Source organism: Ruegeria sp. YS9 (genome assembly GCF_024628725.1).
Taxonomy (GTDB): Bacteria; Pseudomonadota; Alphaproteobacteria; order Rhodobacterales; family Rhodobacteraceae; genus Ruegeria; species Ruegeria atlantica_C.
Window position 1 is genome coordinate 1072922 of record NZ_CP102409.1, and the last position, 26580, is coordinate 1099501.

A 26580-nucleotide genomic window follows, 5' to 3' on the forward strand; every position below is an offset into this window, starting at 1 on the left:
TGATAATCAGCGTCAATCCAAGCGGATTTTCAACGCAGTCATCGTTTGAACAAGACCTCCTGCGCCTGCTTGTCACGATTGTCTCCACGTAGATCTGCGTGCAGAGCGCGCCCGGCCTGAACACCGGGGCGGGCGCCGACGGCCTTCAGCCAGCGCGCAAAGTGGGGTTTGTCCTCCAGCACTTGCTGCTGCCCTTCCCACAGGCTGGCCCAGCCCCAGATCGACATGTCTGCAATCGAATAGAAGTCTCCGGCAACGTATTCGTTCTCGGCCAGCCGTCTGTCGAGCACCCCGTACAGACGACCGACCTCGGCCCGGTAACGATCTTTGGCATAGGGCAGGTCCTGTGGCGGGTTCAGTTGCGGGGCGTATTTCAGGAAGTGATGCGCCTGACCGGCCATCGGGCCAACACCGCCCATCTGCCACATCAGCCATTCTTCGACGGCGATCCGATCACGCTCGGTCTTGCCATAGAACTGCCCGGTCTTGCGGGCCAGATACATCAGAATTGCCCCGCTTTCAAAAACCGAGATCGGTGCACCATCCGGCCCGTCAGGGTCCACGATTGCTGGCATCCGGTTGTTCGGGGCGATCTTCAGGAACTGCGGGTCGAACTGATCACCCTTTCCGATATCGATCAGATGAGTGGTGTAGGGCAGTTCCATCTCTTCCAGAGCGATGGACACTTTCCAGCCGTTTGGTGTGGGCCAGAAATACAGATCAATCGGGTCGGCCATGTGTTCTCCTGATGTTGGGGGGATCATGCGGGTTTCTGCCGGTTCGGCAAGGGCCGCTTACGAAAGCGTGACCGAATGCAAGCCGGGCTTGACCGCAAACCGCCCGAGGCGTATTGCCATCCCAAAGCTACGTGGCGATTTGTTACCGGATTGCGGGCCACGCTAAACAACACCGCTAAAAGGTCAGGATGAAAGACCCCTTTCGCTTGGCCGCGTCTGGGGTTTTTTGTTTGCCTCCGCCGGAGGCTGAAAGGGAATGAGATGAGCGAGAACTGGAACAAGCGCACACAAGCCGTCCATGGCGGTATCCGCCGCAGTCAGTACAACGAGGTGAGCGAGGCGATTTTCCTGACGCAGGGCTTTGTGTACGAAACTGCCGAACAGGCCGAAGCCCGGTTTCTGGAATGCGGCCCCGATGAGTTCATCTATGCCCGCTATGGCAACCCGACCGTGTCTATGTTCGAACAGCGCATCGCGGCCCTTGAAGGTGGCGAGGATGCGTTTGCGACGGCCTCGGGCATGGCGGCGGTCAACGGTGCGCTGACCTCGATGCTGAAGGCCGGGGACCATGTTGTTTCAGCAAAGGCATTGTTCGGGTCCTGCCTGTATATTCTTGAGAACATCCTGTCCCGATTTGGCGTCGAAGTGACCTTTGTGGACGGCACGGACCTGAAACAGTGGCAGGCAGCGATCCGCCCGGATACCAAGGCGGTCTTTTTCGAATCGATGTCGAACCCGACACTTGAAGTGATCGACATCGCATCCGTGTCCAAGTTAGCCCATGCCGTTGGGGCGATTGTGGTGGTGGACAACGTGTTTTCGACGCCCGTCTTCTCGCGCGCGATGGAACAGGGCGCGGATGTGGTCGTTTATTCGGCAACCAAGCACATTGACGGGCAGGGCCGTGCGCTGGGCGGTGTGATCATCGGCACCAGGGACTTCATCCGCGGAACCGTTGAGCCGTATCTGAAGCATACCGGCGGCGCGCTTAGCCCGTTCAACGCCTGGGTCATGCTCAAAGGTCTGGAAACCATGGCGCTGCGCGTCAATGCGCAGGCCGACAGCGCGCAAAAGATCGCAGAGGCGCTTGAAGGGCATCCCGCGCTGGAGCGTACCCTTTACCCAGGTTTGAAGACTCACGCGCAAAATGCTCTGGTTCAATCGCAACTTGGCGGAAAAGGCGGAACCGTATTGTCCCTGGATATCAAGGGCGGCAAGGACGCTGCTTTTGCGTTCCTGAATGCGATGACCATTCCTGTGATCTCGAACAATCTGGGCGATGCCAAGTCGATCGCGACGCACCCGGCGACCACCACGCACCAGCGTCTGAGCGATGCGCAGAAAGACGAGCTTGGCATTACGCCGGGGCTGATCCGTTTTTCCGTTGGCCTGGAAGACGCCGGGGACCTGCTGGCGGACATCCAGCAGGCATTGGAGGCTTCGCAGAAATAAACTGGAGCACAGTAAAGAACCTCTTGCCGCTGGGGGCATCGCGTTGTCTGTGAACGCGGCGTCTTTTCGGGCGGTATTCGCGGTTGAAGCCTGGTCTTTGTGCCTGCAAAAGGCGTAATTCGTTGCGAAATGACGGTTTTGCGCCGGTTTTTTCAATCCGGACTGCTATTGCCTGCGTATTGGGTTAAACTGGTAAATCACCTGTAGTCGTATATATTCCTACGACCAATCGAGGAACCGCAGCCGATGAACATTCACCCTCGCGACATTGATGAGACCCCGGATCAGGAACAAGCCGCCGAGGCCCTGAAAGTTCTGCGGCAATGGGCGGAATCTGCGACGGCATCCGAGATCAGCCAGCTGGACCCGGCCATTGCGCGGCTGGTGCCCGGCCTGACGCAGGTGAACTATCCTTCGCTGTCGCGCGCGTACCCGGAGGGTTTCTCGGTTGACGCGGATTACCGCGCGTCACTGCCCGACTTGCAAAACGGCCCGTCCAGCCTGATCCGCGGTGCCAAACAGCAGATTCAGCATGTTGGCATCTCGAATTTCCGCCTGCCGATCCGTTTCCACCGGAAAGATGGGGAAGACCTGACGCTTGAGACGTCTGTTACGGGCACCGTCAGCCTTGAGGCCGAGAAAAAGGGCATCAACATGTCCCGGATCATGCGGTCATTCTACAAACATGCCGAGCGTACTTTCAGCTTTGAAGTCATGCAGGCGGCGCTTGACGACTACATGACTGATCTGGACAGCTTTGACGCACGTATCCAGATGCGGTTTTCCTACCCCGACAAGATCAAGAGCCTGAGATCGGGTCTGGAAGGGTACCAGTATTACGACATCGCTCTGGAACTGGTGGAATCCAACGGTGTACGCCAGAAGATCATGCATCTGGACTATGTCTATTCCTCGACCTGCCCATGCTCTCTGGAGTTGAGCGAGCATGCCCGCGTCATGCGGGGACAATTGGCGACACCGCATTCACAACGTTCCGTCGCGCGAATTTCCGTGGTCGTGGATTGCGATGCCGATTGTCTTTGGTTTGAAGACCTGATCGGGCTGTGCCGACGCGCGGTTCCGACCGAAACGCAGGTCATGGTCAAACGTGAAGATGAACAGGCTTTTGCCGAGCTGAACGCTGCCAATCCGATTTTTGTCGAAGATGCGGCGCGCTTGTTCTGCGCTGAGTTGCTGGCAGATCATCACGTCGGTGATTTTCGGGTTGTCGCCAGCCATCAGGAAAGCCTGCACAGCCACGACGCCGTGTCGATTCTGACCGAAGGTCCAACCTTTGCGGCCTCCAGCCTGGATCCAAGACTGTTCACCACCCTGTTTCACGTTGGGTGAATACACCTGCATAAGCGGCTAGAATTCAATCAGAGATTTCATCTGCAAGCGTTCTTTTGCCGCAACGCAGCAAAAATGCTGCATTTGCGTTGTTCTTGTTGTATATCCATAGGGAATGCAGCAGCCGTTTGTATGCCATTTGAATGGTGAACGGCCCCGAAAGGAAGCCGAGACGTGAGACGCCTTGGACTGCAAGACCGCGATCACCGTTCGAGAAATCGAAGCGGACAAGCCACTTTCGTCACAAATCTCGGGCTGCATCGTTTTTACAGGAGAAACATGTAATGAATCCGATTACCCAACCGCTGGAGTTTCAAGCTGCGGCAATTCGCATGGCTGGTTACGCAATGGTCAACCAGATGAAGATCATGCAGATCGTGACCCGTTCAGCGTTTGAATTGCCGATGGCGCCTGTGCACGCGTTGCACGTGGCTGCAGCGTCTCCGGAAAAGCCGGTGGAAAAGGCGCCGGTCAAGGTAAAAGCCACCGCGCCGCGTGTGCCAAAACCTGCCGTCAAAAAGACCGCAGCAGTGAAAAAAACCGTAAAGAAGGTTGCCGTCGTTGAACCCAAACCGGCGGAGTTCTCCGCGAAGCCACGCGCTGCCGTCACGCCACGGGCTGAACCTGCGGCGAAAGCAAAGCCCGCACCCAAGCCGGCGTCGCAGCCAAAAACCCATGCGAAACCGGCCGCAACTGTAGCCAAGAACGCCAAACCGGTTGCGCGGAATACAGCCCCCGCCGCGTCTTCCACTGCTGCGGCGACCCCGCCGAAGAAATCTCGGGCCCGTACGGCGGCTTCGGCGACCAAGGCGTCTTCTGCTGCGCAGTCAAAATCCGCGGCAGCGGCAGAACAAACAAAACCGCAGGCGCGCAAAACGCGACCGCCGTCGAAACCGCCCGCAATGCCGGGGGCAGATACCAAAACAGACACGTAAACCGGGATCATCTGCTTGACACGGTCGGGCTGGCGCGCCAACGCTGCGCGTCATGATGGATCTTCGCCCGGTCGGATATGTGATTGGCTTGCTGGTCGCCATTCTTGGGGCGACCATGCTGTTTCCTATGCTTGCGGACATCATCGAGGGTCGCGGCGAATGGAATGTCTTCCTGGAAAGCGCGATCATCACGATACTGACCGGATCCGTTCTGGCGATGAGCTGTTCCAACGGCGTGGGCGAGGGCTTGACCATTCGGCAGACCTTTCTGTTGACAACAGGGGTCTGGGTTGCGCTGCCGGTCTTCGGGGCAATTCCGTTTCTGTTCGGTGAAACCGAGCTGCGCTTTGTCGATGCGTATTTCGAGGCGATGTCAGGTCTGACGACCACAGGTTCGACCGTGATATCAGGGTTGGACACGCTGCCAAAGGGTCTTTTGTTGTGGCGGGGCATCCTGCAATGGCTGGGGGGCATCGGTATCATCGTTGTTGCGATGGTGTTCCTGCCGGAATTGCGGGTTGGTGGCATGCAGATCTTCCGTTCGGAAGGGTTTGAGACCATGGGGAAAATCCTGCCTCGCGCGCAGGAGATTGCGGGGCAGATTTCCCTGATCTACGTCTTCCTGACAGTTGTATGCGTGCTGGTCTATGCCGCGTTTGGGATGAGCTTTTTTGACGCGTTGGTCCATGCTTTCACGACGGTGTCCACGGGCGGTTTCTCGAACTATGATGCCTCGTTTGGTACATTTTCAGGCCCGGCCGAATATGCTGCATCCGTCTTCATGATCTTGGCGGCTCTTCCCTTTGTGCGTTATGTGCAATTGGCCAATGGTCATACATCTTCACTGTTGAAAGACAGTCAAATTCGGGCGTTTCTGGCGACCATTCTGGTTCTGGTTGTCATCATGTCAGTCTTTCTGACCTCGGTCTTTCCCCATCACTGGGAACAGGCGTTCCGCGAGTCGTTGTTCAATATTACCTCGATCATCTCGGGGACAGGATATGCCAGTGTCGATTACATGGGGTGGGGCAGCTTTCCGATCATGCTGTTTTTCCTGATCGGATTGATCGGTGGATGCGCGGGGTCGACGGCGTGTTCGATCAAGGTTTTCCGGTATCAGTTGCTGTTTGCCTCGATCAAAAGCCAGATCAAACGGATCCGGTCCCCACATGGCGTGTTCATGCCGCTCTATGATGGAAGGCCGGTCGGACGGGACGTTCTGACCTCGGTGATGAGTTTCTTCATGTTCTTCGTTCTGTCGATGGGCGTATTGTCCTGGGCGTTGGCACTGACAGGTCTGGACTTCATTACTTCGGTGTCCGGGGCCGCGACAGCGCTGGCCAACGTTGGCCCGGGTCTTGGCGATCAGATCGGACCGGCGGGTAATTTCGCAGGTCTCAACGATACGGCCAAATGGCTGCTGACAACCGGAATGCTGGTCGGGCGGCTCGAGCTTTTAGCGGTATACGCGATCTTCACCGTTCAATTCTGGAGAGGCTGATGAAAAGACCCCTTGGCGCGCAAATTTCGCATATGCTCAAGGATCGTGGCGTGGATGTGATTTTCGGCATTCCCGGTGTCCACAATCAGGAAATGTATCGTGGTATCGAAGAGGCCGGGATCACGCATGTTCTGGCCCGGCACGAGCAAGGGGCTGGATTCATGGCTGACGGTTACGCGCGCGCGACCGGCCGCCCTGGCGTCGCCTATGTGATCACCGGTCCCGGTTTGTGCAACATCATGACCCCGATCGGACAGGCCTACAGCGACTCGGTTCCGATGCTGGTTCTGTCTTCCTGTCTGGATGAAACGCAGGCTTTACGGGGGCAGTTGCACCAGATGAAAGATCAACGTGCCGCCGCCGGTACGGTTGCGGATTGGTCTGTACAGGCCAACTCCGCCGAAGCTGCCTATGGGCTGATAGAACGGGCGTTTGAAGAATTCGAGCTTTCGCGCCCGCGCCCCAAGCACATTCAGGTGCCCATCGCGCAGTTGCAGGCCGAGGCCGACCCGGCGCCGTTCCCCAACCAGCCCGCGCTGCGCACCAAAGCCTTGCCGCCTGACGTGTCATCGGTCGTGTCCATGTTGAACCTGGCCCGAAGGCCGCTGTTCATTCTGGGTGGGGGCTGCAAATCCAATGAATGGCGGCAGATTCTGACGCAGCTGGGGGCGGCGTGCTTTACCACCTATGCCGGGCGCGGGCTGCCGGGCGCAAATTATCCGCTGGATTTCGGGTCCATGTTGCCGCGTCCCGGCAGTGCCGAGGTAATCGCCTCGGCGGATCTGGTGATCGCTGTCGGGGCCGAGCTGGGCGAGGTCGATTTGTGGCGGCAGGATTTGGGGCACAAGGCGACCTTGATACGCGTTGATCTCGACCCCGAGGTTCTGTCTGATCGCCACCGCGCTGCCATCAAGCTGCAAGTCGACAGCCAGAGCTTTGCCCGCGCCCTGTGGCACGCAACCCAGGAGATGAAACCGGCAACAGGCTGGTCACCCGAGGAAGTGGCCGATGCGCGCGCGCGCTGGCGTGCTGAGGTGGATGCCGAGCGGCCCGGAATCGTACCGATCGCAGATGCCCTGCGCGCGGCCATGCCGGCCGATACGATGATCTATTCGGACATGACCCAATTTGCTTATGTTGCAAAAGAGGTCTGGGACATGGCCTACCCCCATCATTGGCACCACCCGACGGGGTTTGGCACTCTTGGCTACGGGTTGCCCGCCGGTATTGGCGGGGCGGTTGCCCGACGCGGCAAACCCACGGCGGTTATCGCCGGGGATTACGGGTTCCATTACACGATGCAGGAACTGGGCGTGGCGGTTGAACTGGGATTGTCGCTTCCGATCATTCTTTGGGACAATGGCAAGCTGAAGGAAATCGAAGACAGTATGGTGCGCAGCCAGATCGCCCCCAATGCGGTCATGGCCCACAATCCTGATTTCTGCAAACTCGCCCAAGCCTTCGGTGCGCGCTCTTCAGCACCTTCGAATGTGGCAGAGATGCAAAGTGCCGTCCGAGCCGCATTCGATGCGCCTGTGCCGACCTTGATCCACGTGACACCTGACATTCTGTAACGAAAAAGCGCCGCATTTTCATGCGGCGCTTTTTTTTTGTTGATGTGCTGTCGGATCAATCCCAGCAGTGAACCAGAACCGTCATGCCGGTTGCGCGCCGGTTCAACTCATTGGGTGAGATCCGTGTGGTTTCCTCGCTCGACTGACCGGACACTCCGGCCTCTGCCAGAATTTCCGTCAACCGATCAACGGTGGCCGCAAGGCTGACCGAAGCGGGCAGGGTGCGCCCTTCGGACGGTGTGGGCAACAACATTCCGACGACGTTGCCGCTGTCGTTGAAGACGGGGCCGCCTGCATCGCCGGGTTGGGCATTCAGCGCCAGACGTTTTACGCCGGTCTCACCGTTCAGCCCACGAACGTCCGCGACCTGCCCGTAGGTCAGAGAGGGGCCGCCCAATGCGCCCTGATAGGAAAAGCCGGACACGGCCACCTCTGACTGGATGCGCGGCTTGGCGGCACTGAACGCGGCGACGCTCATGGGGGCGAGAGTCTTTGCAGGGCGCAGGACTGACACGCCAAGTTCAGGGTCCGTCAGGGCCAGTTGAACCTCGTGATCACCATCCAGAGTGATCCGCGTGCAGCTGTCCGCGGCCTCGGAAACCGTCAGTACTGTCCCATTCTCATCCGCAAAGAAACCAGAGCGCGTCAGTCGGGGCTTGCGGACCTGAAGGCCCGACACCAGATCGATGCGCTGTTCTGCGGATGCACCGGCGGAGGCATCCAGAACCGCATCCGTCGTGCTGAAGCTGGAGGTCATCGCTGACAGAACCCGCAGGCGACGTGCTTCGTCTCCTTCGGGCCAGACAAGGGTGAAGCCCTTGATTTTTCCATCCGCCAATTGCGCTTGCGTAAAGGACACTATGCCGTTGCCGCGCCCTTCAAGGGTAAACCGGTCGCGGCCCAGTTCACGAGGGCCATTCAGCGGAACGATCTCAAGCGATTGCATCACCTCGTAAAGCGCGCGGAGCGTGTTCTTGTCCCCCTCCTGGCTGATCAGGAGCGCCTTGGCGTTCAGGTCAGAGATGCTTTTGAAATGTGCAAACGGGGCTTGATAGCGATCAAGGCTCACAGCGCCCAGAGGCATGTCGAGCACAATCCCGGCCTTGTCGTCGGAATACCGCTCCATTCCGACAGAGATCAGCGGCGCGTTGTATTCATCCATCAGGGCCTTGCGCTGCAACGTGGTCAGAACACCCGTGGCGTCAAACCCGTTATAGCGCTGCCAATCGCTCATTGATCGGCGGGTGCCTTGCCCGAACGCACCATCAATGGTCGAGTTGTAAAACCCCGCCGCGCGCAGAGCCGTTTGCAGATCCTTGCGTTCCTGTGCGGTCAACAGCCGTTCGGATTGAAGCGCCTGCGCACGGGTTTCATCCGAATCCTGTGGTGTGGCGACTGCCGGAGCCTCTTCCGGTTGTGCCGCTTGTTCAATTGGTGCCGCGATGGCGCCACGGTTCAGAACGTTTGCCCCGATGGGCCAGAACTGTTGCCCCATCGCGCTGGAAAACGCGATGTAACTGTCGCGCGGGATCTGGCCTTCCGCCCGATAGACGCGCAGCACCTGTTCGGCGTCGGTCCGCGCATAGGGGCCGATCACGATCGCGTACCAGCCGCTGTTCAGGCGAAACCCGTTCACGTCCGGCAAAGCGCTGGCATAGGCCTGTGCCCGTTCCTGCGCTTCGCGCAGCGAGGGCTGGGCCTCGACCTGGACCCAGACGCTGGGATCTTGTTGTGCGGTTGCGGCGCGCAGGCCGACCAGAAGAAACAATAGGATTGCTGAAAATACGCGTGTCATAGTCTGCCCGTCTTATGCAGTGTTCGTGCTTTTGCGCAGAATACGCGAATTCATTTGCGAAAAGCCATGCCGCGAATGCGGGGAATTTACGGTGTGGCCCTGCAGATACAGGCTTGGCCCCAAGCCCCGTTGACGCCCCTTTGCCCCTTGCATAGGAAGGGCAAAACCGACCGGAACCGGGCGCAAAGGCGCCCAGAGGGAATGCCATGACCGAACCGACCAGCGCACCGCGTTCATTTCAGGAGATCATCCTGCGGCTTCAGACCTATTGGGCGTCTAAAGGCTGTGCGATTCTACAGCCCTATGACATGGAAGTCGGGGCCGGAACGTTCCATCCCGCGACCACCCTGCGCGCGCTTGGCTCGAAAGCCTGGGCTGCGGCTTACGTTCAACCGTCACGCCGCCCGACGGATGGGCGTTATGGCGAGAACCCGAACCGGTTGCAGCACTATTATCAGTACCAGGTGCTGATCAAACCCAGCCCACCGGATTTGCAGGAGCTGTATCTGGGAAGCCTCGAGGCGATTGGCATCGACATGGACCTGCACGACATCCGTTTTGTCGAAGATGACTGGGAAAGCCCGACGCTCGGCGCGTGGGGTCTGGGTTGGGAAGTCTGGTGTGACGGAATGGAAGTCAGCCAATTCACCTATTTCCAACAGGTTGGCGGCCATGACTGCGCGCCGGTATCAGGCGAGCTGACCTATGGGCTGGAGCGTCTGGCCATGTATGTGCTGGGCATTGATCACGTGATGGACATGCCGTTCAATGACCCCCAGTCGCCGAGTCCTTTGACTTACGGCGAAATCTTCAAGCAGACCGAAGAGGAGTACGCCCGCTGGAACTTTGACGTGGCAAACACCGAGGTTCTGCTGCGCCACTTCGAAGAGGCCGAGGCCGAGTGCGCCGCCATTCTGAGCCAGGAGCATGTGGACCCGAAGACGGGCAAACGCATCATCATGGCGCACCCGGCCTATGATCAATGCATCAAGGCCAGTCACATCTTCAACCTGCTGGACGCGCGCGGCGTGATCTCGGTGACCGAACGGCAGGCCTATATCGGGCGCGTCCGGGCGTTGGCCAAACAATGTGCGGATGCGTTCGTGCAGACCGAGGCCGCCGGGTTTCAGGCCTGATGAGGCAATCAGGCCAGCCCGGGCAAAAGCGCCTTGAGCCCGTCTGCGATCATGCTGACGGCAATGGCGGCAAGGATCATACCCATGAAGCGGCTCATGATCACGCGCGCGTTGCTGGACAGGCGTTCAGCCAGCCAGGCGGCGTTCCAGAACGTGATCAGAAGCAGACCGACCACGACAAGAAATACTCCCATAAAAACAAAAGCCTCGACCGTGGTTTTAACCTGATGTGCGTACAGGATCAGGGTGGTTATTGTGCCGGGGCCCACAAGAATGGGAAAGGCCAGCGGGTAAAAGGCGACCGTATCGGTTTCGGGGTAAGCTTCCTTCTCTCCTTTTGTTCCATGATGAGAGGTGCTTTCGTTTCCGTTCAGCATGTTGAGGCCGATCATCATAACGACCAGGCCGCCGGCGACGCGCAGGTGATTGACGCTGATGCCAAAAAGGCCAAGCGCCTGACTTCCGACCAGCGCAAAGGCACCGCCAAGGATCAGGCAATAGATCACCGTCTTCACCGCAATCTTGCGCTGGTCGGCAGCAGGCAGATCCTGAGTGACGCTCAGAAACACCGGCAGGTTGGAAACCGGGTTCATGATGGCAAACAATGCGCCGAAAAAACCGACAGCAAGCGTGGATTCCATGGTGTTGACCTCATTGATGCCTGTACCCGGACGAAACCTGTCCTATTTTACAAGAACTTGAAAGAGGCAGCCTGAAACATGACGGGAAAACTGCTGGCAATTGTTCTGTTGTTGTCGGCCTTGGTGGCCGGGGCCGGAATGTATTATTTGCAGATTTACGGTTTCTACTATGAGGTCGAACCGCAGCCCGGCCAGGACGTGGTCCTGATGACGGACCAAAGTGATGCGCCTGTCCCAATCACCTATTCGGACTTTCAGGCGATCGATGCAGACAGTTCTCCGATCCGCTACCGAGGCTGTTTTGAAACGGATCTGAAGCCGGATCAGATGGCCGGGTTTATTGCTGTTGAAAACCCAGAACCCTTGACCGCGCCGGGTTGGTTTGACTGTTACGACGCCGTTTCGCTGGGCGATGCACTGAAATCGGGGCAGGCGCAGGCGTTTTTGAGTGAGAAGAACATCCATTTCGGCGTCGACCGGATCGTGGCGATTACCAGGGATGGCAAGGGATATGTCTGGCACGCGTTGAACAACTGCGGTGAAAAAGCCTATGACGGTACGGTGGTGGGTGAGGAGTGCCCGAAACGCCCTGAAAACTGAGGAAAACCATGGCTGACGCCGTTTTGATCCCGGACTTCATTACTGCAACTCTGGGGTTTGCGGTGTATTTGTTGGGTGCCCGGATCAACGGCAAAGTCGCAGTTCTGAGGCAGTTCAATATTCCTGAACCGGTCACGGGCGGCCTTTTGGCTTCGCTCGTGGTTTTGCTTCTGTATCTCTTTGCCAATGTTGAGCTGTCATTCGAGTTGCAGACCCGGGACGCTCTGCTGGTTCTGTTCTTTGCCGGGATCGGACTGAACGCGCGGCTTTCTGACTTGATTGCCGGTGGTAAGCCTTTGTTGATCCTCCTGATTTTGACGCTTGTCACGATTGTTGCGCAGAACGTTATCGGCGCGGCAGGGGCTTCCTTGTTTGGCTATCCGGCGCAAGCAGGCGTTCTGTTCGGTTCGGCCGCTTTGATTGGTGGACACGGAACCGCAATCGCATGGGCACCCGAAGTTGCCAGCGCAACGGGTCTGGACGGTGCAACCGAACTTGGCGTTGCCGTGGCGACGCTCGGACTGGTGCTTGCTGCGCTGGTGGGTGGCCCCATCGCCCGTCTTCTGGTGGAAACACGAGGCCTGTCGCCGGACCGACCTGACGAAGAACATACGGTCGGACTGCCGGAAGAAACGACCGCGGCCACCGAAATTGACCATGTGACCATTATGCGCGTGCTGCTGCATCTGAACCTTGCCATCATTCTGGGCTATGCGCTGGGCGAGGCGATTTCGGCCGCGGGGCTGAAGCTGCCGCTGTTTGTGCCCTGTCTGATCATGGGCATCGTGATCTCGAATGTCCGAACGGCCATTGCTCCGTCCGCGCCGCCGGTTGCGCGTACACCGTCGCTGGCGTTGCTGTCTGAATTTGCTCTTGGTGCCTTTCTGGCAATGTCACTGATGAGTTTGCAGTTGTGGACCATAGCGGAACTGGGTGTGGCAATTGCCGTGATCATGTCGGCGCAAACTCTGTTCACGGTCGTTTTCGTGATATGGGTGCTGTTTCCCCTGATGGGCTCGAATTATCGCGGAGCGGTGCTGGCCGCGGGCTTCGGAGGCTTTGCCCTGGGCGCCACACCCACGGCGATTGCAAATATGACGGCAGTAACCAAGCGATATGGGCCTTCGCCTATTGCCTTTATCGTGCTGCCCCTTGTATCCGCCTTCTTTGTGGATATCGCCAATGCCATCGTCATTCAGACGATTGTGAACTTCTAAGGACCGACTATGCCCGACCTGCTGATCGAACTGTTTTCCGAAGAAATTCCTGCGCGGATGCAAACCCGTGCCGGTGAGGATCTGAAAAAGCGGATTACCGATGGTCTGGTCGAGGCCGGCTTGACCTATTCAAACGCTGCCGCACTGACCACACCCCGCCGCCTGACATTGGCGGTGGAAGGTCTGCTGGCGCAAAGTCCGACAATCCGGGAAGAGCGCAAAGGACCCAAGGTCGGCGCGCCGGACAAGGCGATCGAAGGTTTCCTGCGGGGCGCGGGCCTGACCCGCGACCAACTGGAAGAGCGTGAGACCCCCAAGGGCGCCGTTTACTTCGCCACCATCGAGAAACCGGGCCGTCCGGCCGCCGAGATCATTGCCGAAGTGCTGGAAGCCACCATTCGCAACTTCCCATGGCCCAAATCCATGCGTTGGGGCAGTGGCAGCCTGCGGTGGGTGCGTCCGTTGCATTCCATTCTGTGCATCCTGTCGGATGATTCCGGAGCGCAGGTTGTTCCGATGGATGTCGACGGCATCCGTTCCGGAGACACCACAGCCGGTCATCGTTTCATGGCCCCCAACCGGTTCCCGGTTACGTCTTTCGAGGACTATGCCGCCAAGCTGAAACGCGCATTCGTGATTCTCTCGCCGGATGAACGTGCCGAACACATCTGGAATGATGCACAGAACATGGCTTTTGCCGCAGGTCTGGAAATCGTCGAAGACAAGGGCCTGTTGGCCGAGGTTGCCGGGCTGGTGGAATGGCCCGTGGTTTTGATGGGCCAGATCGATGACGAGTTTCTGGAATTGCCGCCCGAAGTATTGCAGACCTCGATGAAAGAGCATCAGAAGTTCTTTTCGGTGAAGAACCCCAAGACAGGTCGGATCGAACGGTTCATCACCGTCGCCAACCGCGAAACCGCCGACAACGGCGCAACCATTCTGGCGGGGAACCAAAAGGTGCTGTCGGCACGTCTGGCCGATGCCAAGTTCTTCTGGGAGAACGACCTGCGCATTGCCAAGTCGGACATCACCCAATGGACCCGAGCGCTGGAGAACGTGACCTTCCACAACAAGCTGGGCACTCAGGCCCAACGTATCGAGCGCATCGCCGCGCTGGCCCGCGAACTGGCCCCGGTGACGGGCGCCGACCCGGACCAGGCCGAGAAAGCCGCGCGCCTGGCCAAGGCTGATCTGAGTTCAGAGATGGTCTATGAATTCCCCGAACTTCAGGGGCTCATGGGGCGGTATTACATCGAAGCCGCCGGCGAGGGTGCCGCGGTGGCAGCTGTGGCGCAAGAACACTACTCGCCGCTGGGGCCGTCGGATGATGTGCCTGCGGCACCTCTGTCGGTCGCCGTGGCGCTTGCGGACAAACTTGATACTCTGGCCGGGTTCTGGGCGATCGATGAAAAGCCCACCGGGTCGAAGGACCCGTTCGCGCTGCGTCGCGCGGCCTTGGGGGTGATCCGGTTGATCCTGAACAATGATCTGCGGCTGAAGCTCGACCGTTTCTTCGACGCGCAACTCGTTCGGGCCGAAGCGGCTTCGAACGAAGCCTTGCACGACGGGCATGTCGCAGAGCTGTTGGATGAGATTGCCGACCACGGTGTTTTCGGAGCAGCGTTCCGTACGGTGAAGGAGAAGCTTGCGGGCGACAAGGCCGGGACGCACCAAATGGCGGACTTTCTGCATCTTGAACGGAAGGTACCCGATACGTCAGATGACCTTTTGTCCTTCTTCCACGACCGGCTCAAAGTCTTCCTCCGAGACGAGGGCATCCGCCATGACATCATCGACGCCTGCATCGCGATGGAGGGCAATGACGACCTCAACCTGCTGGTCAAACGTGCGCGCGCGCTGAATGCGGTGATCGCGACCGAGGATGGGGAAAACCTCGTGCAGGGGTTCAAGCGGGCCAACAACATCCTGACCCAGGCCGAGGAAAAGGACGGCGTGGAATACTCTTACGGTGCGGATGTGAAATTCGCCGAGACCGAAAGCGAGAAGGCGCTTTTCGCGGCTTTGGACAGGGCTCAGTCGCAGATCGATGTGGCTCTGAAGTCCGAAGACTTCGCAGCTGCCGTGGCCGCCATGGCCGCGCTGCGCGGCCCTGTGGACGGTTTTTTTGAGGACGTGCAGGTCAACACCGACAATGATGTGATCCGCCGCAACCGGCTGAACCTGCTCAGTCAGATCAGGCAGGTTTGCTCCAGCGTGGCCGATCTTTCGCGGATCGAAGGTTAAAACCTCGGGCACGCAGCGATGCGTGCCCACAACGCCCTTGCACGAAGGGCGCAAGCGCTTATGCTGCACGCAAATCAAAAGGTGCTGCAGTGCAGAATAATCCGCATACCACGCTCATTACGCCCGATGCTCCGGTCACGGCCCATACCCATGGCGGGCGGGCCAAGTGTCTGCAACGACTGGTTCGACTGGACCTGCCGGTGCCCCGGACCGTCGCGCTGTCGTTTGATGCGGTCCATCAGATTGCGGAAGGCGAAGTTCCGAACCTTGACGCGATCCTTGAGCAATTCGATCCGGCGACCTTGCTGTGCGTCCGACCAAGTTCCGAAGATCCCGACTGGGGCGGGCCCGGTGCGGTTCTGAACATTGGCATGAATGATGCACGCTATGTGGACCTGTCCGATACGATGGGGGCAGAGGCCGCCGCAGCGCTGTATCTCAGGTTCGTTCAAAGCTATGCGATCCACGTGGCGCGGCTGGACGCGGACGTGTTTGATGACATCGACATGGATGGCAGCGAAGGTCTGCGCCATTCCCTGCGCGCGTACGAAGATGAAACGGACGAAGCTTTTCCGCAGGACCGCGGTGAACAGCTGATCGGTGTTTTGCGCTCGATGGCCCGCGCATGGGATGGGACATCCGCTCGGCTGTTGCGGCAGGCCAAGGGCGCCCCGGCAGATGCCGGTCTTGGGCTTGTCATTCAAGAGATGATCCCGGGGGTCGGGCAGGGTGAATGCGGATCAGGTGTGCTTCAACTGGTCGACTCGACCACAGGAATGCCGCAGATCACGGGGCGCTACCTGAGCCAGAGCCAGGGCCGTGATGCGCTGGGCGAAGATGTGGCCGCGCTGTTTCTTGAAAAAGACCCGCGTGGACCGTCGCTTGAAGAAGTCGCACCCAAAGCCTTTGCCGAGTTGAAGCAACAAGCTGCGCTGATGCGTGAAAAACTGCGCGAAGAAATGCAGGTCGAGTTCGTCATTCAAAACGGCAACGTGCATATTCTGGACGGCGTCCGGGTTCAGAGAACGTCGCGCGCGGCGATGCGGATCGCCGTTCGTCTGGCCGAAGACGGGATCATACCGCCGCAAGAGGCGGTGATGCGTGTGGACCCCCACGCGCTGAATGAGCTTTTGCACCGGCAGGTCCATCCGGAAGCGCGGCGTGACGTGCTGACGACGGCCATCGGTGCCAGCCCGGGCGCTTCAACGGGAAAGATCGTGTTTACATCCGCAGAAGCGCAGGCCAGTGCCGCGCGCGGCGAGGCCTGCGTTCTGGTCCGCCGCGAAACCTCGCCCGAGGATGTGCGCGGGATGCATGCGGCCGTTGCGGTTCTGACGGAAAAAGGCGGGATGACCAGCCACGCCGCCGTGATTGGCCGTGGACTTGGCCTGCCCTGTATCGTTGGTGCCTCAGACATGCGGTTCCAGGCCAAAAAGAAGATGCTGACCGCACCCGATGGTCGAGTTTTCAAGACCGGCGATATTCTGACCATCGATGGCAGTTCCGGTCAGGTGCTGGCAGGGCAGCCCGCCATGCTTGAGGCCGCGTTGGATGATTGTTTTCAGACCTTGATGGCATGGGCCGATGCCGAGCGTGATATTGACATCCGCGCCAATGCCGACACACCGGCCGATGCGCAGACGGCGCGCAACTTTCAGGCGCAGGGGATCGGCCTGTGTCGGACGGAGCATATGTTCTTTGAACCCGGCCGCCTGATCGTGATGCGCGAGATGATTTTTGCGCAAACGTCTTCGGGCAGGGCGGCTGTGCTGGAACGTTTGCTTCCGATGCAGCGTGAGGACTTTGTTCAGCTGTTCAGAATCATGGAAGGGCAGCCCGTCTGCATTCGCCTGTTCGACCCGCCCTTGCACGAGTTCCTGCCCACCACGCGCAGCGGTCAACGGGAATTGGCCGAGGCGCTGGATTTGCCGGTTTCCGATGTCGAGCGTCGGGTTGACGCGATGACGGAATACAATCCGATGCTGGGCCTGCGCGGTGTTCGTCTGGGCGTGACCGTTCCCGAAATCTATGACATGCAAGCGCGCGCGATCTTCGAAGCCACGCTGGATGCCAGAAAGAACGGCGCCCCCGTCGTGCCCGAAGTGATGATACCGCTGGTATCCGCGAAACGAGAGGTCGAACTGGTCAAGTCCCGCATCGATACGGTGGCGGCGGCGGTCGCGTCAGAACGCGGGCAGGAGTTTGAATATCGGCTGGGTGTGATGGTCGAAACCCCGCGCGCCTGTCTGCGCGCAGAAGAGATCGCCCCGCAGACCGCGTTCATGAGTTTCGGAACGAATGACCTGACGCAGATGACATATGGTCTGTCCCGCGACGATGCCGGCCGTTTCATGTCCGCTTATGTTCGCCAGGGTGTCTTCGGCGAAGATCCGTTCCACGTTCTTGATCCGGATGGGGTCGGGGAACTGCTGAAGCTGGGAGCCGAGCGGGGACGAGCCGCGAAACCGGATGTGACCCTGTCTGTTTGCGGAGAACACGGCGGAAACCCCGAATCAATCGCCATTTGCAGGGATTTGGGGTTCGACTATGTTTCGTGTTCGCCGTTCCGGGTTCCGGTCGCTCGGCTGGCTGCCGCTCAACTGGCGATTTCCTCCAGACTTGGGGGTTGACAGGGCCTGAAAACCCAAGGATTAGTGGGTTATCTGGACACTCGTAGGCGAAATTTATCTTCGCTACGGGCAAGATTCCACTTGCATTTTCCGAAAGACTGGACCTTTGCGCTCGATTGCGTTAAATGCCTCGTCGCGCCCGCCGGGGGAGGGTATGGCGCGTGAAGTGCCTGTGCGAGGTTATCTGATGCTACGTTACATAATGGCTGTTGCCACAATGGCGGCAACCGTGCTGCCCAGTGCGTCCTTCGCCGAGAGGGAAGCAATTGATACTGCAAAGAAAGAGCTTGTCGCCCGCAGCGAATTGCCGGCGCAAAGCTTTCGCGACTATTTCAAACTGTTCCAACCGCGTAAGGCGGCCAAACCAGTTGAAGTAACATACTCCAAGGACTGGCTTGACCAGCAACCCAAGGCAACCGGTGACGAAAACTGGAAGTGCCTGTCCGAGGCATTGTACTTCGAAGCCCGTGGCGAAAGCGTGCGTGGCCAGTTTGCTGTGGCCGAGGTCATCTTGAACCGGGTCAAAAGCAGCCGCTTTCCAAGCTCTCTGTGTGGTGTGATCCGTCAGGGGACCGGCAAGAAATACCAGTGCCAGTTCACCTATACATGTGACGGTCGCAAAGAGGTCATCCACGAGAAGAAAGCGTATGAGCGCGTGTCCAAGGTCGCTCGGGCCGCCATTGATGGTATCGGCCAAGAGCTGACCGAAGGGGCGACCCACTACCACACGACGGCGGTTCGGCCATCTTGGTCGCGGGTCTATAAACAGACCGCGCGGATCGGTGTGCACATTTTCTACCGCCACAACTATCGGACAGCGAGCAACTGATTGACGCACCCGCGCTGGAAGCTTGGTGGCGCGCGGCAGGTTGCAGTCTATATTGCGGGCCCAGGAGGCCCGTAATGCTTTTCACCCGACGACACATTCTGAAAACAGCCGCCGCCGCCACAATTCTGCCGGTCGCGACCCGCGCCGGTTATCCGCCGCTCAAGGCGCATCTGAGCCGGCAGCGCGTTGCACCCGAAGGGTTTCCTGACACAACGGTCTGGAGTTACGGTGACACTGTCCCCGGAACGGTCCTAAGGGTCGAACAGGGCGCACGCGTTCAGCGCAAACTAGTGAATGACCTTCCGCAACCAACATCGGTCCACTGGCACGGGATCCGCATTGACAACGCCATGGACGGTGTACCCGGTCTGACGCAGGATGCCGTCGCACCGGGCAGTTCTTTCGACTATGACTTCGTTGCCCCGGATGCAGGCACCTATTGGTACCACGCGCACAACCAGTCGATGGAACAGGTGGCCCGCGGGCTGTATGGGCCGCTGATCGTTGCAGAGGCCACGGCACCGGATGTCGATCAGGATCTGGTGCTGATGTTGGATGATTGGCGGTTGAACCCTGAGACCGCGCAGATAACGGATGATTTCGACAATGGCCATGATCTGAGCCATGCAGGTCGGCTAGGGAACATCCTGACCGTCAACGGATCATTCGATCCCGCGTTTGCGGTACGCAGAAACGAGCGACTGCGACTGCGATTGGTCAACGCCTCCAATGCCCGGATATTCGACCTGGATCTTGATGGTCTTTCAGGGTGGATCGTCGCCTTGGATGGAATGCCCTTGGAAACACCGCTGCGGCTGTCGGGCTCTTTCCCGCTTGCACCTGCGCAGCGTGCGGATCTGATTGTGGATGTCGTCACCGAGGGCGAAACGGCAAGCCTGGTCAGCGTCGAAAGAGATGGTTCCTTTGGGCTGGCATGGTTCGAGGTCGGTGGAAACGCTGCCGAGGCGCACAGGCAGGGCGTGTCAGCATTGCCGCCTAACCCTTTGCCTAAGATCGATAATCTTCAACATGCCAGAACGCACCGGATGGTTTTGCAAGGTGGCGCAATGCGCTGGCTGGAAAGCGCCCGGCTGGGTGAAACGGAACTGTCAGGCCGCGAGCTGGCGCAGTTGGGCAAATTCTGGGCGCTGAACGGTTACGCCGAACGCCCCGAAGATCCGTTTCTGGATGCGGCCGTCGGCAGTTTGCACAGGATCGAGTTCGTGAATGAAACCGCATTTCCGCACGCAATGCATCTGCACGGGCATCACTTCCGGCTGATCATGGATGATGGTTCTCTTGGCCCCTGGCGTGATACCGTTCTGGTCGGGCGGGGACAGGCACGCCAAATCGCATTGATCGCGGACAATCCGGGGAACTGGTTGCTGCATTGCCATATGCTGGGGCACGCCGCGTCCGGGATGATGAGCTGGTTTCGGGTCTCGTGACGCCGCATTCGGCGGTTGGAATGGCGCTTGTTTGAATGCTATAGGCCCTCGCAACGCCTATAGTGGGCGAACTTTGAAACGAGCCCGAAAAGGCCTGACCCATGAGTTCTGAAATCCGTCTGGCATTCGCACACCCGTCCGAACGGTCCGAGGCGACGTCTCCTCGGGGGCCGTTGGATCGTATTTCGTTGCGCGACCATATTGTCGAAGTCGAAATCGGTGCCTTCCAGGCCGAGCGGGGAACAACCCAGCGGATCTGTTTCAACATCGTGGTCGAAGTCCGGCCTCTGACGGACCCGATTGATGATGATGTGGATCGCATCCTGTCATATGACCGGGTAACGGAATCCATCGCCTATGAGCTGGCGGCCGAGCGCCTGAACCTGCTCGAGACATTGGCCGAACGCGTTGCGGAACGTATCCTACTTGAACCTCAGGCTGTAAGGGTCTTTGTTCGCATCGAAAAACTGGATCGGGGCCCGGGGGCGTTGGGGGTCGAGATCGTGCGTGGAAAAGACTCGGTCCATCATGAGATGGCCGAAGAAGAACGCCCGCACCCCCGCCTTGTCTTCCTGTCGAATGACGCCATCGCCTCGGAAAACCTGAAGGGCTGGATCGATCAGTTGGAGAACCGCCAGCGCCCGCTGATCCTGTGTGTCGGGGCGTCCGACCTGGCCGCTCCGCAAACGGGTCATGCGATGACGCAACGCCGAATTGACCTGTTGGCAATTGAACAGAATGCCTGGGTTCTGGCGGCACGGGATCATCGCTGTGTGGTGGTCTCTACGCGGACCGAATTGGATTGGGCGATGAAGAATGGCCAGATCTGTGTCTGGGCCCCATCCAAGATCGTACTGGATGCCGTTGACGGCCCGTCTGCCGCCCCGTCGGATGCCGTGGCGCTGGCTGCATGGTTCGCGGCGACCTTTGAAGCGAGCGAAATGATGGTGATCGGCGGCGCATTGCCGACGGAACCCAAAACGCCCTTGCGCGCTGTTGCGGTGGATCAGGCCCAGCTGTGAGAACCTATTTCAGACCACTGGTCCAGCATGGAGCGACCCGTCCCACAGGCGCTGTGCCGCTGGCGGGCCAACCCCTTTGGTTCACTCATGTCGAAGCCCTGCGGCGCGGGTCCGAACCCGAAATCGTCGCGGCCTCGGACGTTCCGTCAGATTACCTGAGCCGTTTGATCCAACCGCGGGCTGACGTGGCGGGCCTTGATATGCAGGTGCCTCATATCATGGGGATTCTGAATGCCACGCCGGACAGTTTCTCGGATGGCGGTGTTCACAGCTCGGTAGATGCTGCTCGCGTGGCTGCGGTGAATATGGTGGCGCATGGTGCCACGATTCTGGATATCGGCGGAGAGTCCACCCGTCCGGGTGCGGATTTTGTCCCGGCCGAGGAAGAAATCGCCCGAACCCGCCCGTTGATCGAAGCGATCCGGTCGGAAACAGGCGCTTTGATTTCCATCGATACACGAAAGGTCGATGTCGCCAAGGCTGCCTGCGCGGCCGGGGCAGGGTTGGTCAATGATGTCTCGGGCTTCACCTTCGATCCGGCATTGGCACCGTTCTGTGCCGCGCAGGGAGTGCCTGTCTGTGTCATGCATATGCAGGGTGATCCGGCGACGATGCAGATCAATCCGCGATACGACAGTGTATTGCTGGATGTTTACGATTTTCTCGAAGGCCAGATCGCGTTGCTGGAACGTCTTGGCCTGAGCCGCGATCAGGTCGTTGTGGATCCCGGGATCGGGTTTGGGAAGACCGAGGATCACAACCTGACCCTTCTGCGCAATCTCAGCCTGTTCCACGGCTTGGGCTGCCCGATCCTGCTGGGCGTGTCGCGCAAGGGCTTTATTGGCACCATCGGAAAAGAGCCTTGCAAGACTGCCCGCGCGCCGGGATCAATCGCGGTGGCTCTGGCGGGATTGTCTCAGGGCGTGCAGATCATCCGCGTTCATGACGTGGCCGAGACCTCTCAGGCCTTGCGCCTATGGGCTGCTGTCCGGTAATCCGGTCGCACGGCAAATCACGGAGTGACACCTATGCGCAAGCTGTTCGGAACCGACGGGGTGCGGGGCACCGCCAACACGCATCCGATGACGGCAGAGATGGCGTTGCGCATCGGGGCCGCAGTCGGGCGGTATTTCCGGCGCGACGCGACAGGGGTGCACCGGGTTGTCATCGGCAAGGATACGCGTTTGTCCGGGTATATGCTGGAAAACGCGCTGACGGCCGGTTTGACGTCCACTGGAATGAACGTGCTGCTGCTGGGGCCCGTTCCGACGCCCGCCGTTGGCCTCATGACGCGCTCCATGAGGGCTGATCTGGGCGTCATGATCTCGGCCAGCCACAACCCTGCCGAAGACAACGGAATCAAGTTCTTTGGGCCCGACGGCTATAAACTGTCCGATCAGGCCGAGGTCGAGATCGAAAAGCTGATCGACGAAGGCGTCAGACCCGCTCAGGCGCAGAATATCGGCCGGGCGCGCCGGGTTGATGACGCCCGGTTTCGCTATGGTGAACGTGTGAAGTCGTCGTTGCCGCGGAACGTCAGTCTGGATGGTTTGAAAGTGGTGATCGATTGTGCAAACGGCGCAGCCCACCGCACCGCGCCGGAAGTTTTGTGGGAACTGGGCGCAGAAGTGATCCCCGTGGGAATCGCGCCCAACGGCAAGAATATCAATCTCAACTGCGGATCGACCAAGCCTCAACTGGCCGCTGAAACCGTTGTCGCGCATGGTGCCGATGTGGGTATTTGTCTGGATGGCGACGCGGACAGGGTGGTTGTGGTCGACGAAACCGGCCAGGTGGCTGACGGCGATCAGCTTATGGCTTTGCTGGCGACGGCATGGAAGAAATCGGGCCAGTTGAAGGGCGATGCCCTGGTCGCGACCGTCATGTCCAACCTGGGTCTGGAACGCCACCTGACAGCGCAGGGTTTGCGCCTCGAGCGAACGGCCGTCGGCGATCGCTACGTGGTCGAACGGATGCGTGAAGGTGGGTTCAACCTTGGCGGGGAACAGTCCGGCCATATCGTGATGAGCGATTATGCCACCACCGGTGACGGGTTGATGGCTGGCCTGCATTTCCTGGCGGAAATGGTTCTGTCGGGGCGCAAGGCGTCGGATCTGTCCAAACAATTCGAAACCGTGCCGCAGTTGCTGAAGAATGTACGTTATTCCAGCGATCAAACGCCTTTGGAGGTGCAAAGTGTACAGGCGGCCATTGCCGATGCCGAGGCACGGTTGAATGGGCAGGGCCGGTTGTTGATCCGCAAATCCGGGACCGAACCGTTGATCCGCGTGATGGCTGAATGCGAAGATGATGGGTTGCTGACCCAAGTCGTTGACAGCATCGTCGCCGAGGTCGAGGCCGCCACAAGCTAGTGCCCGAACAGAACCTTGCGCAGGCTGAACCATTGACTGATGGCCATGCCTGTCAGGATCAGCGCAAGGGCGATGAAAAAGCGCAGGGGCAGGGCCTCGGACAGAATCCAGGCGCCGAATACCATTGACCAAATGGGCACCTGATAGTTCACCAGTGTCAGAAACACGGAACCTGCGCTGCGGGTGATGGACACGCGCAGCAGGGTGGCGAACGCCGTTGGCACCAAGCCCAGCACGATCAGAGCAAGTGTGGGGCGCGTGCCTTGCCATTTGGGCAAGCCTTCGGTCATCAGCATGATGGGCACCAACAACGCAGCCCCAACCAGCAGGGTCAGCGCAGCAAGCGCCAACGGGTCGACAGGCGGACAGCGACGGGTCAAAATCGACGAAGACGCATAGCACAATGCGGCAGTGATACAGGCCAATTGGGCCAGAGGTTCGGCCCCTTGGCCAAGCTGTGCCAGACCGGGGCCGATCAATACCAAAGCTCCCGAGAAGCCCAGACACACGCCCAGCAGGCGACGTAGATTGAGCGGCTCGTCAGAAAAGAAATGCGCAAGTGGCAATACCATAAGCGGAATGGCGGCCATGGACAGCCCCGCAAAGGCTGATGGCACGAATTGCTGCCCCCAGCTGAGCAGCATGAAGGGTACGGCAGTAGACAGCACGCCGATAAGGACAATCGAAACACTCAGCGCCGGCGTCAGAACCGGCAGCTTGCGACCGGTCACCGTCATCATCAGCAACAGGGTAACAGCGCCCAGCGTGGTTCGTGAGGTGGCGACCGTGATCGGCCCATAGCCTTCCAGCGCCATGGTGACGACCATGAAGGTCGCGCCCCAGATCAGGCCCAGCGTGAAGACGCCGCTCCAGTCCTGTCTAGTCGGCTGTTGCACCATTGGTTTGTCCTGTCGGGCAGCGCAAGTTCGCGAAATTGATTGGTCTGATCGGGCGTTTATGTGCCGCGCCACTTTTTTGTGCAAACGAAAAAGGGCGACCGCCGTGGCCGCCCTTATGCTACTAAGGTCAGGCTTAGTTCTTTTCTTTGTCGACCATCTTTCCGGCCGAGATCCACGGCATCATGCCGCGCAGCTTGGCGCCGGTTTCCTCGATCATATGCTCGTCATTGGCACGGCGCGCCGCTTTGATGGTCGGCTGGCCAACGGCGTTTTCCAGCATGAAGTCACGAACGAATTTACCCTGCTGGATGTCGTTCAGAACCTCTTTCATACGCGCTTTGGTCTCGTCGTATTTCAGGATACGCGGCCCGGTGACGTACTGGCCGTATTCGGCGGTGTTCGAGATCGAGTAATCCATGTTGGCGATGCCGCCTTCGTAGATCAGATCGACGATCAGTTTCACTTCGTGCAGACACTCGAAATAGGCCATTTCAGGGGCGTAACCGGCTTCGACCAGAGTTTCAAAGCCGCAGCGGATCAGTTCGACCAGACCACCGCACAGAACGGCCTGTTCGCCGAACAGGTCGGTTTCACACTCTTCACGGAAGTTGGTTTCGATGATGCCCGAGCGGCCGCCGCCGATGGCCGAGCAGTAGGACAAGCCGATTTCCAGCGCTTTGCCGGTTGCATCGTTGTGGACAGCGACCAGGCAGGGCACGCCGCCGCCTTTGGTGTATTCGCCGCGCACGGTGTGGCCGGGGCCCTTGGGGGCCATCATGATGACGTCGACGCCGTCTTTCGGCTCGATCAGGCCGAAATGTACGTTCAGGCCATGGGCAAACGCGATGGCCGCACCGGGCTTGATGTTGTCGTGGACGTATTTTTTGTAGGTCTCGGCCTGAAGCTCGTCGGGCATGGTGAACATGATCACGTCACACCAGGCCGCCGCTTCGGCGATGCCCATGACTTGCAAACCTTCGGCTTCGGCTTTTTTGGCGGAGGGCGATCCTTCGCGCAGGGCGACGACCAGGTTCTTTGCACCCGAGTCGCGCAGGTTCAGCGCGTGAGCGTGACCTTGCGAGCCATAGCCGAGAATGGCAACTTTCTTGTCTTTGATCAGGTTGATATCGCAATCGCGATCGTAATAGACGCGCATTTCGCCGGTCCTTTCTGGTTAGGTTGCGGCGGTTGTATCTGCCTGTTCGCCCAATGGCGATAGGGTTGGGCTTGAGTATTTGCAAAAAAGATGAAGAATAATTCGCGATAATTGGAGAATGTAAAAAAATCATGCTTGATGATATTGATCGGCGCATTCTGCGCCACTTTCAAGCAGACCCGAGCCTGACAACAGCGGAACTGGCCGATCTTTGCCGGATCAGCGCGGGTGTCTGCTGGCGGCGGATCGAAAAGATGCAGGCCGCAGGGATCATCCAAGGGCAGGAGGCCGTGATAGACTGGGCCGCGATGGGATATGCAGTCGAGGTCTCGCTTCGGATCACGCTTGACAAGACGCAGGCCCGAGCTTTCGACGATTTCACGCAGGCGGCGCGTGACGTGGCAGAGGTGATCGAAATTCAGACCTTTCTGGGTCGGGTCGATGTTCGTCTTTCCGTCATTGCAAGAGATATGAAGCACTATCAACAGCTCTATCGCGACCGGATTCTGACCCTGCCTCACATCGCCGATATCGAGGCCCTGATGCATATCGCGAGGGTCAAGCGGGACGAGGTACTGCCGGTATGATCGAATTGGATGAGATTGATAGCCGCCTTCTTCGCGCACTGCAACAGGATGCCACGCAAAGTGCCGGAGCATTGGGGCGCAGGTTCGGGTTATCCCAACCCGCAACGTGGCGCCGCATTCGTCGGTTGGAAGAGGCAGGAATAATCAAGGGCCGTCGGCTGCGTCTGAATGCCGAAGCGCTGGGGTTCGGTGTTACCGTCTTTCTGGGCATCAAGCTGGGGCGCAAGGGCCAAGTCAGTCTTGAAGATTTTGAGCGCGCTGTCAGTGCCATTCCCGAGGTGCAGACAGTCGAGCATGTGCTTGGACTGTATGACTATCGACTGCGTGTGGTGGCCCGAGACCTGGCCGATTTCGAGCGTGTATTGCGGCGCCGGATCATGACATTGCCGGGTGCGGGCGATGTCGAGGCAAACGTGCTGCTGAGCGAAGAACGCCTATCTGGACCGATCGGTTGA

22 protein-coding genes and 1 riboswitch are annotated in these 26580 nt (G+C 59.1%); of the genes, 16 read left to right on the top strand and 6 right to left on the bottom strand.

Features of this window, described 5'->3' with window-relative positions; genetic code table 11:
• Positions 1 to 38 precede the first annotated feature (38 nt).
• Positions 39 to 737 carry a glutathione S-transferase N-terminal domain-containing protein gene (locus NOR97_RS05540; RefSeq protein WP_257600472.1) on the bottom strand — a complete coding sequence of 233 codons (699 nt, stop codon included), beginning with the start codon at positions 735 to 737 and terminating at the stop codon, positions 39 to 41.
• Positions 738 to 858: 121 nt separating this feature from the next.
• Positions 859 to 936, top strand: a riboswitch (SAM riboswitch).
• A 62-nt stretch (positions 937 to 998) separates the two neighbouring features.
• Here NOR97_RS05540 and metZ point away from each other — a divergent pair.
• Together metZ and folE2 are read left to right on the top strand one after the other, a co-directional pair.
• On the top strand, positions 999 to 2189 hold the full coding sequence (gene metZ / locus NOR97_RS05545; RefSeq protein WP_257600473.1) for an O-succinylhomoserine sulfhydrylase: 1191 nt from the start codon (positions 999 to 1001) through the stop codon (positions 2187 to 2189).
• Positions 2190 to 2435: 246 nt separating this feature from the next.
• Positions 2436 to 3539 (top strand): GTP cyclohydrolase FolE2, encoded by a 1104-nt coding sequence (gene folE2 / locus NOR97_RS05550; protein WP_170346591.1) that lies wholly within the window; start codon positions 2436 to 2438, stop codon positions 3537 to 3539.
• Positions 3540 to 3879: 340 nt separating this feature from the next.
• On the opposite strand, the gene NOR97_RS05555 is transcribed toward folE2, so the two are convergent.
• Positions 3880 to 4515 (bottom strand): hypothetical protein, encoded by a 636-nt coding sequence (locus NOR97_RS05555; RefSeq protein ID WP_257600474.1) that lies wholly within the window; start codon positions 4513 to 4515, stop codon positions 3880 to 3882.
• A gap of 11 nt (positions 4516 to 4526) precedes the next feature.
• Here NOR97_RS05555 and NOR97_RS05560 point away from each other — a divergent pair, with 11 nt between their 5' ends.
• Together NOR97_RS05560 and NOR97_RS05565 are read left to right on the top strand one after the other, a co-directional pair.
• Complete coding sequence (locus NOR97_RS05560; RefSeq protein ID WP_257600475.1) at positions 4527 to 5975, top strand: TrkH family potassium uptake protein; 1449 nt, start codon at positions 4527 to 4529, stop codon at positions 5973 to 5975.
• The gene (locus NOR97_RS05565) at positions 5975 to 7549 is read left to right on the top strand and encodes a 5-guanidino-2-oxopentanoate decarboxylase (RefSeq protein WP_257600476.1); all 1575 of its coding nucleotides are present in this window, start codon (positions 5975 to 5977) and stop codon (positions 7547 to 7549) included. Before NOR97_RS05560 ends, NOR97_RS05565 begins: the two co-directional genes overlap by 1 nt.
• 55 nt (positions 7550 to 7604) lie before the next feature.
• Here NOR97_RS05565 and NOR97_RS05570 read toward each other — a convergent pair whose 3' ends face one another.
• Positions 7605 to 9344 carry a serine protease gene (locus tag NOR97_RS05570; RefSeq protein WP_257600478.1) on the bottom strand — a complete coding sequence of 580 codons (1740 nt, stop codon included), beginning with the start codon at positions 9342 to 9344 and terminating at the stop codon, positions 7605 to 7607.
• A 206-nt stretch (positions 9345 to 9550) separates the two neighbouring features.
• Between NOR97_RS05570 and NOR97_RS05575 the strand changes: the two genes are divergently transcribed.
• Positions 9551 to 10480 carry a glycine--tRNA ligase subunit alpha gene (locus tag NOR97_RS05575; protein WP_257600479.1) on the top strand — a complete coding sequence of 310 codons (930 nt, stop codon included), beginning with the start codon at positions 9551 to 9553 and terminating at the stop codon, positions 10478 to 10480.
• Positions 10481 to 10488: 8 nt separating this feature from the next.
• Here NOR97_RS05575 and NOR97_RS05580 read toward each other — a convergent pair whose 3' ends face one another.
• The gene (locus tag NOR97_RS05580) at positions 10489 to 11121 is read right to left on the bottom strand and encodes a MarC family protein (RefSeq protein WP_171206867.1); all 633 of its coding nucleotides are present in this window, start codon (positions 11119 to 11121) and stop codon (positions 10489 to 10491) included.
• 78 nt (positions 11122 to 11199) lie between these two features.
• On the opposite strand from NOR97_RS05580, the gene NOR97_RS05585 reads away from it, so the two are divergent.
• The 9 genes from NOR97_RS05585 to glmM all read left to right on the top strand — a co-directional run bounded on the left by NOR97_RS05585 (position 11200) and on the right by glmM (position 23483).
• Positions 11200 to 11721 carry a DUF6446 family protein gene (locus tag NOR97_RS05585; RefSeq protein ID WP_171170622.1) on the top strand — a complete coding sequence of 174 codons (522 nt, stop codon included), beginning with the start codon at positions 11200 to 11202 and terminating at the stop codon, positions 11719 to 11721.
• A gap of 8 nt (positions 11722 to 11729) precedes the next feature.
• Positions 11730 to 12938: a sodium/glutamate symporter gene (gene gltS / locus NOR97_RS05590; protein ID WP_257600480.1), complete on the top strand. Its 1209-nt coding sequence runs from the start codon at positions 11730 to 11732 to the stop codon at positions 12936 to 12938.
• 9 nt (positions 12939 to 12947) lie between these two features.
• On the top strand, positions 12948 to 15182 hold the full coding sequence (gene glyS / locus NOR97_RS05595; protein WP_257600481.1) for a glycine--tRNA ligase subunit beta: 2235 nt from the start codon (positions 12948 to 12950) through the stop codon (positions 15180 to 15182).
• Between the two features lie 89 nt (positions 15183 to 15271).
• A complete protein-coding gene (locus NOR97_RS05600) occupies positions 15272 to 17812 on the top strand; it encodes a pyruvate, phosphate dikinase (protein ID WP_257600482.1) in 2541 nt (846 codons plus the stop codon).
• Positions 17813 to 17999: 187 nt separating this feature from the next.
• Positions 18000 to 18641: a cell wall hydrolase gene (locus NOR97_RS05605; protein WP_170346602.1), complete on the top strand. Its 642-nt coding sequence runs from the start codon at positions 18000 to 18002 to the stop codon at positions 18639 to 18641.
• 74 nt (positions 18642 to 18715) lie between these two features.
• Positions 18716 to 20089, top strand: coding sequence for a multicopper oxidase family protein (locus NOR97_RS05610; RefSeq protein WP_257600483.1), 1374 nt, complete (start codon positions 18716 to 18718; stop codon positions 20087 to 20089).
• Positions 20090 to 20190: 101 nt separating this feature from the next.
• Positions 20191 to 21111 carry a dihydroneopterin aldolase gene (locus NOR97_RS05615; protein ID WP_257600484.1) on the top strand — a complete coding sequence of 307 codons (921 nt, stop codon included), beginning with the start codon at positions 20191 to 20193 and terminating at the stop codon, positions 21109 to 21111.
• Positions 21108 to 22106 (top strand): dihydropteroate synthase, encoded by a 999-nt coding sequence (gene folP / locus NOR97_RS05620; RefSeq protein WP_257600486.1) that lies wholly within the window; start codon positions 21108 to 21110, stop codon positions 22104 to 22106. The genes NOR97_RS05615 and folP overlap by 4 nt, the downstream gene beginning before the upstream one ends.
• 33 nt (positions 22107 to 22139) lie before the next feature.
• Positions 22140 to 23483: a phosphoglucosamine mutase gene (gene glmM / locus NOR97_RS05625; RefSeq protein ID WP_257600487.1), complete on the top strand. Its 1344-nt coding sequence runs from the start codon at positions 22140 to 22142 to the stop codon at positions 23481 to 23483.
• Here the strand turns inward: glmM and NOR97_RS05630 are convergent.
• Together NOR97_RS05630 and ilvC are read right to left on the bottom strand one after the other, a co-directional pair.
• The gene (locus NOR97_RS05630; protein ID WP_257600488.1) at positions 23480 to 24382 is read right to left on the bottom strand and encodes a DMT family transporter; all 903 of its coding nucleotides are present in this window, start codon (positions 24380 to 24382) and stop codon (positions 23480 to 23482) included. The two genes, glmM and NOR97_RS05630, sit on opposite strands and share 4 nt — an antisense overlap.
• A 133-nt stretch (positions 24383 to 24515) precedes the next feature.
• Positions 24516 to 25538, bottom strand: a complete 1023-nt coding sequence (gene ilvC / locus NOR97_RS05635; protein ID WP_170346608.1) for a ketol-acid reductoisomerase — start codon at positions 25536 to 25538, stop codon at positions 24516 to 24518.
• Between the two features lie 131 nt (positions 25539 to 25669).
• On the opposite strand from ilvC, the gene NOR97_RS05640 reads away from it, so the two are divergent.
• Positions 25670 to 26125, top strand: a complete 456-nt coding sequence (locus NOR97_RS05640; RefSeq protein ID WP_257600489.1) for an Lrp/AsnC family transcriptional regulator — start codon at positions 25670 to 25672, stop codon at positions 26123 to 26125.
• Positions 26122 to 26580: an Lrp/AsnC family transcriptional regulator gene (locus NOR97_RS05645; protein ID WP_257600490.1), complete on the top strand. Its 459-nt coding sequence runs from the start codon at positions 26122 to 26124 to the stop codon at positions 26578 to 26580. The genes NOR97_RS05640 and NOR97_RS05645 overlap by 4 nt, the downstream gene beginning before the upstream one ends.